The sequence below is a fragment of the Nocardia sp. 852002-51101_SCH5132738 genome (genome assembly GCF_001665695.1).
GTDB classification, from domain to species: Bacteria; Actinomycetota; Actinomycetes; order Mycobacteriales; family Mycobacteriaceae; genus Nocardia; species Nocardia nova.
In genome coordinates this window covers 1-12,777 of record NZ_LZML01000198.1, presented here as the reverse complement: position 1 = coordinate 12,777, position 12,777 = coordinate 1, and the positions used below count along the sequence as shown (strand labels likewise).

General features: G+C 71.8%; 6 protein-coding genes. 3 read left to right on the top strand and 3 right to left on the bottom strand.

Annotation, left to right across the window (positions count from 1 at the left end):
- Positions 1-27: 27 nt before the first annotated feature.
- The 3 genes from A5789_RS30605 to A5789_RS30595 form a co-directional block, all read right to left on the bottom strand.
- Entirely contained in the window at positions 28-1,623 is a 1,596-nt protein-coding gene (locus A5789_RS30605; RefSeq protein ID WP_227463218.1) for a dynamin family protein, read from the bottom strand.
- A gap of 88 nt (positions 1,624-1,711) precedes the next feature.
- Positions 1,712-3,580, bottom strand: coding sequence for a dynamin family protein (locus A5789_RS30600; protein ID WP_064905613.1), 1,869 nt, complete (start codon positions 3,578-3,580; stop codon positions 1,712-1,714).
- A 51-nt stretch (positions 3,581-3,631) separates the two neighbouring features.
- Entirely contained in the window at positions 3,632-7,219 is a 3,588-nt protein-coding gene (locus A5789_RS30595; RefSeq protein WP_064905611.1) for an IniB N-terminal domain-containing protein, read from the bottom strand.
- Between the two features lie 431 nt (positions 7,220-7,650).
- Between A5789_RS30595 and A5789_RS30590 the strand changes: the two genes are divergently transcribed.
- The 3 genes from A5789_RS30590 to A5789_RS37525 form a co-directional block, all read left to right on the top strand.
- The gene (locus tag A5789_RS30590) at positions 7,651-9,249 is read left to right on the top strand and encodes an Hsp70 family protein (RefSeq protein ID WP_193615633.1); all 1,599 of its coding nucleotides are present in this window, start codon (positions 7,651-7,653) and stop codon (positions 9,247-9,249) included.
- A gap of 12 nt (positions 9,250-9,261) precedes the next feature.
- The gene (locus A5789_RS30585; RefSeq protein ID WP_082941068.1) at positions 9,262-11,769 is read left to right on the top strand and encodes a LuxR C-terminal-related transcriptional regulator; all 2,508 of its coding nucleotides are present in this window, start codon (positions 9,262-9,264) and stop codon (positions 11,767-11,769) included.
- 36 nt (positions 11,770-11,805) lie between these two features.
- Positions 11,806-12,777: hypothetical protein (locus A5789_RS37525; RefSeq protein WP_197516773.1), on the top strand; the 972-nt coding region annotated here is incomplete at its 3' end.

Here is a 12,777-nt window from a genome sequence, read left to right as displayed (position 1 = left end):
TGCGAGACACATCACAGCGCCGAGGGATCAGCCGGCGCGAGGCGGACGCACGCGGCTCATCGGGGTGGTTTCCGGTTCCCGCAACTGGTCGACGATTCCCTCCGCGCTCCGCGCCGCCGTCAGGCAGGCTTCGGTGGTGAATCGGTCGGCCAGCGGGTGGCGCGCCCGACCACGCCACTTCCGCACCGCCGCCACCGCATGTGCCTGTACTTCGCCGCCCGGAGCGTCCGGGGGCAATCCCAGGCGCAGATGCGGTGCCACACCGGATCCGCCGACCAGCCGGTACAACTCGGTGACATCGTCTGCGGGCAGGGGCAATTCATCGGTGCGCAACCGCCCGAGCAGCCGCAGCTCGGCGAATCCGTGCACATCCGCCAACAGGCTGTTGATATGGGGGAGCAGGTCGTCGGCGCGCGTTCCCGGATGGGCGGCCACGATCCGCGCCACGGCGGTCAACGCCGAATGCGCCTTCAGTTGATCGGCTCGCTGGGCGAACTGCACGTCGAGCACCGTGCGCAGTTCCTCCACGCCGCTGCGCTCGCCGAGTTCGCGTGCCAGCGTGGCGGAGTCGCGCACGCCCAGCCGGATCAGCGTCACCGCCATACGAATGCCGAACAGGCCGAACCGGGCTGCGAGATGGGCCCGCAGTTCCGCCGGCACCGGCAGGGGCAACTCCGGATGCGCGAATCGGTCCGCGGACAGTAGCGCGATGCTCAGATCCTCCACGGAGATCCGCGCCAGCGCCTCGAAGGCATCGAATTCGCGCTGCCGCAGCGTCGCGCCGGCGAAGGCGAGCAGGCCGGCGACCGGAATGACCGCCTGGCACAATCCGGTTCGCTCCAGTTCGGTGGCGAAGCGGGCCGAGACCTCGCGGGCCGAATGCAGGGCATCGATGCGGCCGGCGCCGATCTCGTCGGCCCGAGAGACCACCCCGATCACGCCGAGCGGACCCGAAACACCCTGCCGGGCAGTACCTCCCGCGCCGATGCGTTCCAGGAACCCGATATCGGAGGCGTCCAGCCGGCGCAGCAGATAGACGACCGCGTCGGCCTCGGGAACGGTCACCGCCGCATTCTCGTCGGGCGTGAGCAGCCGTGAGGTGCGCAGCGACACCTCCCGCGACAGCGACGAGGTGCCCGGGGTATCGATGATGGTGGTGCGAGCCAGGGTGGCGGCCGGCCACTGCACATCCAGATGGTCGACCTCGTGCTCACCGGCGGCGTTCCAGCGCAGCGCCGACAGGTCGAAACTCAGACCGTGCGCCCCGGGCAGGCCGTCGGCGCCGGGAGTGCGCCGCACCACCACATCGGCGCTCGCGCCGTCGGCGGCCAGGGCGCTCACGCGCGGGGCCGGGCCGTGGCGGTACCAGGTCACCATCCGCGTGCACTCGGTGGCATCGGTCGGTGCGATGTCCTGTCCGACCAGCGCATTGAGCAGCGTCGATTTACCGGCTTTGAGCTGCCCGGCCAGCGCCACCCGCAGCGGTTGGTCGAGGCGGCGCGCACAGTCACCGAGCATCGCGGCGGGGCGCGACCGCGGCGCATAGGCGTGGCGGGCCGCCGAAACCAACCGGCGCGCCTCCCCCACGATGCCCGGCGTCTGGTCGCTGACCTGGTAACTCACGCGTCGACCGTACCCGAGCAGGCTGTGAATCCCGGTGCCGTGGGCTGAGAATCCCGGGGCCGCAGGCTCGGAGTCCCGGTGCCGTGGGTCAGGACTGTGCCCCCCGCGCATGACGTCCGGACGGGCCCGCCGGCGGCAGCATCGCATCGGCATGACGTCGCAGCTCGGCCACCACTCGCAATTGCCGCTCGAGTTCCGCGCCCCGCTGCGTGCGCTGGGCGTTGGCCACTCCGGCGGCATCCTGCGCGGCCTGCAGCGAATCGTTGATCGAACGCAGACTGCGGTCGGCGATGCCGGTGAAGTGATCGCGCAGAATGCGATGGATGCGATGCAGCCGGTCGCGCGACTCCTTGCCCGCCTCGAAACTCACATCGTCGAGGTAGCGGCGCACCGCCATCTTCGCCTCGCCGCGCTTGCGCGCCAGCCGTTCTCGTTTGTCGTCGCGAAACGCCTTGCCGCCCAGCAGCACACCCGCGCCCAGCGACACCGGATTGATCAGCGCCAGGCCCGCGACCGTACTGGCCAGGCCGATCATCACCATACCGCCGTAGGAACCGCGCATACCGACGAGCAACTTGTGGCCCATGCCGAGATCCGGCTCGAGATCGGCGAGCGTCACCGACGCCACCCGCGATTCCTCCAATTCCGAACCCGACCGCACCGCAGGCAGATCCACCGCGCCGAATTCGAGGAAGTGCTCGGCCACCCGCTCGGCCAAGTGGATGGCGCGATGATGCGTCCACAGCAGGTTGTCGCCGATGGCGGTGTCGGTCGTTTGCATCAGCCACTGTTCCAATTGATCCCACAGCCGGCCGGGATCGTTCTCGTCGATCCATTCCTCGGCGGTCCTGCCGATGGCGCGCAACCGATCTCGCAGGTCGTGGTCGATATCGCCGGCCAGATCGGTGACGCCGTCGCCCAGCGTCTGCTGCCAGGTCGCGGTCCGGCGATGCAGCTCCTCGGCCTGCGCCTTCGCGGTGCGCAGTTCGCGGATGGCGGCCGCACCGCGTTCGGGGTCGCGCAGGGCGACCAGTTCACTGCTCAGCGCCAGTGCGAGATGTTCTGCGGCAGAGGAGATGTCGAGAGCCACCGCGCGTTGCGCCGCCGCCTCGTCCCGAGCGACCACCTGCTCCCGCAGGAAGTCGAACAGGACACCGAAACCGGATTCCCGGCCCAGTTGCTGATCCTGCAGCCGCATGGCGTGGCTGCGCAGCAGCGCCGAAACCGGGATGATCGGCAGCGCCAGCCGATTGCGCTCCAGATGCGCCTGGTCGGCCTGCAATACCTGCCGCCAATGCGGATACAGATCGATCTTGCTGAGGATCAGCGCCACGGCCGGGCACAGTTCGCGCACCTGCCGCAGGAAGTCGACCTCCGGTTCGGTCAGCTCGGTGGAGGCATCCGAGAGCAGCAGCACCGCATCGGCGGCCGGGGCCAGGGCGAGAACCGCTGCGGCCGTGGCGGTTGCGTGGCCGCCGACCGGCGGGGTGTCGATGACGACGATCCCGTCGGCCAGCAGCGGATTCGGCAACTCGATCTCCACCCGCGCCACGCGGCCGTGCGGAGACTGCGGCGTGACGGTGTGAATATCGCCGAGCGGCAGCGGAATCCGCCGGTTGTCCCGCTCGTCACCGGACGGCGTGGTGACGACGGTCTCGGCCCGGGCCTGCGGGCCGTGCGAGAGCACGATCGGCACCCCGGTGGTCGCATCGTCTCCGACCGGGCTGATGTCGAGATTCAGCAGCGCGTTGACGAATTGACTCTTGCCCTGGTTGCCCAGGCCCACCACCACGATGCGGCGGCGGGGGTCGCGGATCCGGTCGGCCAGCACCTCCAGCCGGCCGACCAGATCGTCGCGATCGGCGGTGCGCGCGGCGGTGATGGTTTCGGCGAGAATCCGCGACAGCGGTGAGGCAGGCACCTCCGGGGCGGTGTCCGCCACGACCACACTGCTCATTTTCGTTGCACCCCAACTTGTTTCGTTGACCGAACCGATTCTTCGCTACCCTCAGTGCAGCAGTCCGCCGGTGATGTCGCCGGAGGCGTGCGTATCGGTGACGGTCGAGGCGTGGCCGGAGGTGTCACCGAACAGGCTCGAATCCGTGTGACCGCCGGTGTCGAGCCCGCCCGACAGCGAGCTGTTGCCGCCCGCCGCCAGAGTGCTGTCGATGCCGCTGTGCGCACCGAGGGCGCTGTCCACGCCGCCGCCGATACCCGAGGCGCCGACGCCGGAGATATCGGTGCCGACACCGCTGCCGAACGCGTGCGACACATCGACACCGGACCAGGTGCCGGCGGCCGTACCCGAGAGCGCCGAGGACGCATCCGTGCCCGCGTGCAGCCCCGAGTCGACCGAACCCGTCAGACCCGAGCTCGCATCGGCGCCCGCGTGCAACCCCGAATCCGCCGCGCCCGACAGCGAGGTCGACAGATCGCCCGCACCGTGGAGACCGGACTCCGCGGTCCCCGACAACGAGGTTCCGAGGTCACCGGCACTGTGCACACCCGACGCGGCGGTCCCGGACAGCGATGTCCCCAGGTCGGCCGCACTGTGCACAGCCCCCGCGCCCGCGCCGGACAACGACGTGCCCAGGTCGCCGGCACTGTGCACGGCACTGGCGCCCGCTCCCGAGAGCGAGGTCGCCAAGTCGCCGGCACTGTGGACGCCCGCATCCGCTGATCCGGACAGAGAGGTTCCGAGGCCGGTCGCGCTGTTCACACCGGACGTCACCGCACCCGACAGCGAGGACGACAGATCCCCGGCCGCATGCGCACCCGAGGCCGCGGCCCCGGACAGATCCGCCCCGGTGTGCACACCGCTGCCGAGACCACCGGACAACCCGGTCTCCAACCCGGTCGCACCCTGCGCCCCCGAAGCCACCGCCCCGCCGAGCCCCGCTCCGATACCGGCGGCACCCCCGAGTCCCGCGGCGGCATTCGCAGCACCGCCGAGCGCCCCACCGAGACCGGCATTCGCGGCGCCGCCCAGGGCACCACCGAGACCGGCACCGGCGTTCGCCGCACCGTTCAGGGCACCGCCCAGTCCGGCACCGGCGTTCGCCGCACCGTTCAGGGCACCGCCCAGTCCGGCACCGGCATTCGCCGCACCACCCAAGGCACCACCCAGTCCGGCACCGGCATTCGCCGCACCACCCAAGGCACCACCGAGCCCCGCACCGGCATTCGCAGCGCCGCCCAGTCCTGCTCCGGCATTCGCGGCACCGTTCAGTGCACCACCGATACCACCCTGCGCAGCACCGCTCAGCGCCCCGCCCAAATCTCCGGCCGCCTGTGTCGCATCCGACAGATCGCCCCCGATCCCGGCACCGGCATCGGCCGCCCCGCTGAGTGAACCCCCAAGGCCCGCAGCCGCATTCGCCGCTCCCCCGAGTGCGCCACTGAGCCCAGCGCCGCCCGCGAGTTCTCCACCGAGTCCGGCACCCGCGTGGGCCGCACCCCCGAGAGCACCACCGAGGTCGGCTCCGACCTGCGTCGCACCGCCGAGCGCACCACCCAGATCGCCACCCGTATGGACCGAATTCCCGAACGAACCTTCCAGCCCCGCACCAGCATTGGCGGCACCACCCAAGGCACCGCCCAGTCCCGCACCGGCGTCCGCCACACCACCCAGCGCACCACCGAGACCAGCGCCCGCGTCGGCCGTACCACCCAAAGCACCACCCAACTCGGACCCCACCCCGGTCGCAGCACCCGCCGCACCGGACAACCCCGCCCCCAAGTCACCCGCCGCATTCAGCGCACCACCAAGGCCGGCACCCGCATCGGCAACACCGCCCAGCGCGCCTCCCAGTCCTGCACCGGCATTCGCCGCGCCGCCCAACGCGCCACCGAGTTCGGAGCCCACCCCGCTCGCCGCACCCGCAGCACCGGACAGCCCCGCACCCAAGTCACCCGCCGCATTCAGCGCACCACCCACACCCGCACCGGCATTCGCCGCACCACTCAGCGCACCTCCCAGACCAGCACCCGCGTTGGCGGCACCGTCCAAGGCGCCTCCCAGCTCAGAGCCCACCCCGGTCACCGCACCCGCCGCACCGGACAAGCCCGCGCCCAGGTCACCGGCCGCATTCAGCGCACCGCCCAGCGCACCACCGAGCCCCGCACCGGCCTCCGCCGCACCACCGAGCCCAGCACCCGCGTCGGCTGCGCCACCCAAAGCACCACCGAGTTCGGAGCCCGCGCCGGTCGCGGCATCGGCAGCACCGGACAAACCCGCACCCAAGTCACCCGCCACGTTCAGCGCGCCACCGAGACCGGCACCGGCATTCGCCGCGCCACCCAAAGCGCCACCGAGTTCGGAGCCCACCCCGGTCGCCGCACCCGCCGCACCGGACAGCCCCGCGCCCAGGTCACCGGCCGCATTCAGCGCACCGCCGAGCCCCGCCCCGGCCTCCGCCGCGCCGCCGAGCGCACCACCGAGACCCGCTCCCGCATCGGCAACACCGCCCAGCGCAACACCGAGACCGGCACCGGCATTCGCCGCACCGCCCAACGCGCCACCCAGTTCGGAGCCCACCCCGGTCGCGGCGCCCGCCGCACCGGACAGCCCCGCACCCAGGTCACCCGCCGCATTCAGCGCACCACCCAGCGCACCGCCGAGACCCGCGCCCGCTGCTGCCGCACCGCCCAGGGCGGCCCCGAGGCCGGCACCGGCTTCCGCCGCGCCACCCAGGGCACCGCCGAGCCCCGCGCCCAGACCGGTTTCGAGTCCGGTGCCGAGTTCACCTCCGGCGTTCAGGGCACCTCCGAGGGCTGCGCCGAGGCCGGCACCGGCGTCGGCCGCACCCCCGAGCGCTCCGTTGAGTTCGGTTCCCAAGCCCACGCCGGCTTCGGCCGCGCCGCTCAGCGCTCCGCCGAGCCCGGCGCCGAGGCCGGAGATGCCGGCGCCGAGACCTGCCGTCGCTTCGGTCAAACCTGTTGCGGTGGAGGAGATTCCGGCCTGGATTCCGGTGCCGATCTCGGTGGAGAGGTCGGCACCCGCCTGCGCGATGGTGTCGGCGGCGCCTTCGATTCCGGCGGAGAGGCCGAGATCGGTGCCGGCGGTGCCGGTGCCCGAGAGCGCGCCGCCGAGTCCGACCGCGACCCCGGTCAGGGCGCCCAGTCCGGCGGTGAGCCCGGCCGCGGCGCCCGCGCCCACCGATGCGGCGGCGCCCAGTCCGGCGGACAGCCCCGCCCCCAGGTCGGCACCCAGTCCCGCACCGAGGCCGAGGCCCGCGCCGGCCTCGATTCCGGTTTCACCACCGAGCGCGGCCCCGGCGCCCAGGTTGGCCTCGCTGATCGCACCCGCTTCGCCGGCCAGGCCGCCCGCGAGCCCACCGCTGCCGCCGGCCGCCGCGCCGAGACCACCGCCGGCCGCCGCGCCGCCACCGGCCGCCACGATGGCTGCGAGCTGCGAGCCGCCCGTGACCAGGGCGGATTCGGCGACCATCGGCGCCACGGCGGCGATATCCTCCGGCGTCACCGCCTCGAGTCCGGCCGCGCACAGCGATTCGGTCGGGTTGGTGCAGTAACCGACGGCGGCCTCGTGGTCGCGCAACAGGTTGAGGATGAATTCGAGAATGGCGTTGGGGGTCATCGCAGATCGTCTCCTGGATCGGCGGACCATCGTCGATCCGCAGCAGTCGAATTGCCTTTCACGCTAAGAAGCCCCGGCGTTACGCGAAACGGGGCGAATCCCCTGATTTCCGTATCGGCCCCGATAGGGGAATCCGGCGCATTAGGGGACTTTCCCCAAAGCTTCCGGATCAGGGGTAACGGCGGCCCCCCGGCAACCGACAGTGGGATAGATCGTGACGACCGCAAATATTCGTGACGACCGCAAATACCAACGACAGGGGTTCTCGAATGACTCAGGGCCTGACGCTCGGCATCACGGTCGGGTCGTCGCGCACAGTCGCCGCGACCGGCTCCACTTCCGCGAGCGCCGACCCGGAAAATGTCTCTGTTCACATTCGTCGCCACCGTTTCGGATCGGCGCCCGAATTGTCGGAGAATCTATTGTCCCGCGTGGGCGATCCGGTCGATATTCTCCTGCCCGACGGCTCTTCGGTCGCAGCCGCCGATCTGGTCGCCGAGACGATCTCCCAGGTCGTCGCCGATTTCGATCCGGATTCCGTGGTCGCGACCGTACCGGCGTGGTGGTCCGCGCACATCGTCGAGGCACAGCGCCGCGCGCTCGACCGCGCCGGCGGCGAAGCGGTGGTACTGGTCGCGGAACCACTCGCCGCGCTCCGTCGGCTCGAGGCGAGCACGCCCTTCCCGCCCGACACCCCCGTCGTGATCTACGACTCCGGCGCCACCGGCACCACGGTGTCGGTCGTGGGTTCGGGCCCGCACTCGGGGTTGCTGGGCGAACCGGTTCGCTCCACCGAGGTCTCCGGCGCGGAATTCGATCTGCTGACGATGCGCTACGTGCTGGCAAATGCATTGGGAGAAACGGATTTCGACCCGTTCGACCCGGTTGTCGAGCGCGAATTGTCGATACTGCGAAACCGTTGCGCCGACGCGAAACACCGGCTTTCGACCGAGACCGCCACGATGGTTCCGGTCCGTCTGGCCGGTGTCGCGCGCGATGTGCGCCTGGTGCGTGACGATGTGGAGGATCTGTTCCGCGGACCGCTCACGGATTCGCTGAACCTCGTGCACGAGGCGGTGCGGCGCGCGGGAGTGGGCATCGACCAGGTCGGTCGGATCCTGCTCACCGGTGGCGGCGCATCCATCGGCCTGCTCACCGAACTGATCTCCGGCGAGTTCGCGATCCCGATCGCCCCGGTCGCCGATCCCGGTTCGCTCAGCGCCCGGGGAGCGACGTTGCTCGCGGCGGACCTGTACACCGACGCGCAGCATCACGCCGCGGCCCTGGCCGTACCCGATCTCGCGCTCGATTCGACCGAGCCACAAGCTCTTTCCGACGACGCCACGACCACGGCCCTGCCGGCGATCGGCGACCGGACCGTCGTCGAACCGCCGCCCGCCGATACCGCCCCGCCGGCCGGAACCAGCCGGTGGCGCCGCGTCGCCTTCATCGCCGGCGCCGCGATCGCCGTGGGCGCGGTGGCCACCGGCACCCTGGCCCTGGGTACCGCGGGAAGTCCGTCGAATTCGTCGCCCGCTCCCGCGGCGGCGACGTCCGCGGCTCATGCGGCGACCTCGGCGGGTGTCGCCCCGGCCGGCGCCACCGACCCCGCGCATCCGACGGCCGGGAGCCCGGTGACGGCCGCGAACAACACCGGCACCACCCGCGCCGGCACGGCCGCCGAGAACTCGGCGGGTGCCCCGGCCCCGGGCACGGCCGCACCGAATTCCGCCGGCCCGAATTCCCCGGCCCCGAATTCACCGGCCCCCGCCTCCGCGGCGGCCCCGGACACGCCGGCACAGAACTCCCCGGCACCCAATTCCCCTGCCCCGCAGGCACCCCCGCAGACGCCCGTCCAGACGCCGTCCGCGCCCTCGGTGCCCTCCCAGCCCACCACTCCGAGCTCTCCCGGTGGTTCGCTGGGAAATACGCTGGGCAACACGCTGAACGACGGTCTCGACCAGACAGGCAACACCCTCGGCACGGTGCTGCAGGCACCGGGCAAGGTGCTGCCCCACGAAGGCAACTGAGGATCGGTGACAGTGGTCGGCAACCTCGCGGTGGCATACGGCGCCCTTCAGGGCGCGCGGGAGATTCTTCGGGAACTGGATTCGGACTCCCCGGATCCGCTCGTCTACCTGATTCGGGGACGGTGCGGCACCGGGAAGTCCACGCTGCTAGCCGCGGTGCGAAATCGCCTGCGGCGCAGCGGTATCGGCTGCTTCGACAATGTGAGCGCGACCACCACCCCGCCCGATACCCGCGCCGCCGTGGTCGTCGACGACGCCCACACCCTGGACCAGCTACAGCTGGAAAAGCTGTGCGCCGCCGTGGAATCGGATTCGCGCACGATCATCGTCGCGACCCGGCCGCAACCGCACGACAGCGCCCTGCGCGCGCTGGCGGACGCGGTGTCGCGACGCGGCCGGGTGATCGAACTCCGGCCGCTGGGCACCGCCGATATCGCTCCGTTCGCCCGCGAATTGGGAATGACCGTGCCGCGTCCGGTCGCCGACCACATTCACCGGCACACCGGCGGCATCCCGGGTGGCGTGGTGGCCGCGCTCACCGCCGCCTGCGCCACCCGGCTCGAGGGCGGCATCGAGGCCGTCGACCAGGCCGTAACCAGCTGGGCGCGAGCCCTTCTCGACGATACCGAACCGCAACTGCTCGAGGTGCTGACGGTCGCCACCACCGGCGCCGGCCTCGATCCGAGTGAGCTGGCGGAGGTGCTCGGCACCGACGAGACGACGGCGGTCGGACTCGTCGACCGGGCCCGCGCCGGGGCCCTGATCACCGATGCCGACCTGTTGCTGGGTCCCGCGATCGAACCGTTGCGCACCCTGGTCGGCGAACGCCGGTTCGTCTCGATTCAGCGCCGCCTGCTCACCGCCCGCCTCGAGGCCGGGCTGTTGCGCGACCACACGGCCTTGCAGCTCGCCGAATCCGGGGTCCGCGACGATCGGCTGGCCGAATTCCTGCGCGCCGCAGCCGAAAACGCGGGCAGCGACGCGAGCCGGTACTACACCGCCGCCGTGGCCAGCGGGTACGACGCACAGCGGATCGCCATCCCCCGCGCCACCGCGGCCGCCCTCGGCGGTGACGACGAATCCGCTTTGCGCTTGGCCGAACCCGTACTCGCGCGCAGCGACGCGCCACCCGCGGATCTCGCCGCCGCCGTGCGGATCAGCGCGAGCGTCCATGCCCGCCGGGGACTGATCGGCCGGGCGGTGCAGCTGTACGCCTGGCTCGGCACCGCCCGCACCGGCGCCGACTGGGCGACCGCCGCGGCGGTGTTCCACCTCGCCGGAGCGGTCGGCGACGCGCAAGCGGTGTCGGGTTCGGCGGCGCAGTGGCCGCCCACGGAATCCAATGCCCGCACCGGCCGTTTCGCCACCGCGCTGGCGCAGAGCATCACCGGCGAATCTCGCAGTGCCGCAACGTCGGCCGCGGCCGCTCTGATCCAGCTGGCCCGCACGGCCGCGTCGGAGGATCGCATGCTGCCGTGCGCGCCGGTCGCGCTCGCGACGCTGCTGTGCCTGAGTATGGGTGAACCCCGCCGCGCCGCCGACGCCCTGCGCGGCACCGATCCGCACGATCCGCAGATCCGGGTGCTGACGGCATGGACGGCGATGCTCGGCGGTGACGAACAGACCGCCGCCGGGACGGTCGCGGCCGTCGACACCACCGCCCTGCCCCCGCGCGATCGCCTGCTCGCGCACGGCGTCCTGGTCGGCCTGGCCCGCCGCGCGGGAGACCACGGAATCCTGTTGCGCGCCTGGGAGGCCGCCTATCCGACCTTCGACGAGGTCGACGCCGATCTGCCCGCGCTGCTGCCGATCGGTGAGCTGTGGCTGGCCGCCATCCGCCTCGGCGAGCAGGAACGGATAGCCCGGCTGGTCGAGGCGGCGCGAAATGTGTTGCGCAGTGCGGGAAATCCCCCGGCCTGGGCAAATGTGTTCCACTGGTACGAGATTCAGGCCGCGATCGCCCACGAGCGCCCGGACGAACTGATGCCACCCGCTCGACTGCTGAAAACGGCCGCGCAGGCAGGTGATCCGCATGCCGCGATTCTCGCCGACGCGGGCCGCACCTGGGTGCTGGTGCTGCGCGGTGAGGTCGCCGAGGATCGGGTGACGGCCGCGGTGCGACGGCTGGCCGCGATCGGCATGGTCTGGGATGCGGCCCGGCTGGCCAGTGAGGCGGCGTTGAGCGCCGGCGATCCGGCCACCGCGACAGCCCTGCTGAAACTGGCCCGCACGGTCCGCACCGGCTCCCGGCCCACGGCCGCGCCCGAGCGGACTCCGGCCGCTCCGCGTACCGCGACCCCCGAACCGGCGGCGGCCTCGGTCCTCAGTGAGCGCGAGCGCGAGGTGGCCGAGCTGGTCCTGCTGGGCCTCACCTACCGGGAAATCGGCGCTCGACTGTACATCTCCGCGAAGACGGTGGAGCATCATGTCGCGCGGATCCGGCGTCGAATCGGAGCCGGATCGCGCTCGGAGTTATTGTCGATGCTCCGCGCAATGGGACACGGTTCGCTACTCGTGTGATCGGCGCGCTCGAGACACCGAAGCGAGGTATTGAGGATGGCCACAGGGGTGGGCCTGCGGATCGCCGAGGATGAGTGCATCGCGGCGATCGTCACCAGCGGTGGCGAAACCGACGAGACGCCCGAACCCCTGTACATCGCGCGCGAGTCGGTGCTGCACATGTCCGACGAGGGCGATACCGCGCTCGGTGGTGAGGCGCCGCCCGGACATACCCACTCGATCACCGGATTCGTCCGGTCGGTCGGTGATCCCGCCGGTATCACCGTCGACGACGGGGAGGCCTACCGCGCCGAGGATCTGGTGGCAACGGCGATCTTCTGCCTGATCAACCTGGCCGCCGAGCATCTGAGCGGCCCGGCCGAGTTCTATGCCACCCATCCCGGCGACTGGCCGGCCGAGTATGTGCGCGGTTTGCGCGAGGCCCTCGACTACCTGGGGCTGCGCTCGGTGGTTCTGGTCAGCGACGCCGACCTGCCGGCCTCCGAGGACAGCCGCGGTCATGCGCGCGACGCTGCCCGCGCGGCCCTGGCAGCTGTGCTCGCGACTCCGGCCGGGACCACCCCGCCCGATCCGACCGGCACCGAGAACGCGCTGGTGGTCACCGATGTGCTGCCCGCGGTCCACGCCGCCGACGGGACGGTTCAGGCGTATTCGGCGGCGATGCCCGCCGCCGAACCCGCGCCCGAGGCCGAACCCGCCGCCATGACCGTCGCGGCCACCGTGGCCGCCCCGGCGGAAGTGCCACCGGCCGAGCCGAAGCGCAGTCGACGCACCCCGCTGCTCATCGCGGCGGCCGCGGCCACCGCCGGTCTCGTCCTCGGTGGCATCGCGGCGGCCCTGCTGCTGCACGACGACGCCGCCACTCCGGTCCCCACGACCGGAGTTTCCGGCCGCGCGGAGGCCCCCACGCCGCCGGTGACGACGACGGTCGCACCACCCCCCCCCCAGAGACGTATAAAAAACAGACCCAACCCCCCAACGCCAAAAAGTAAAAAAGGGTGGTCGGCC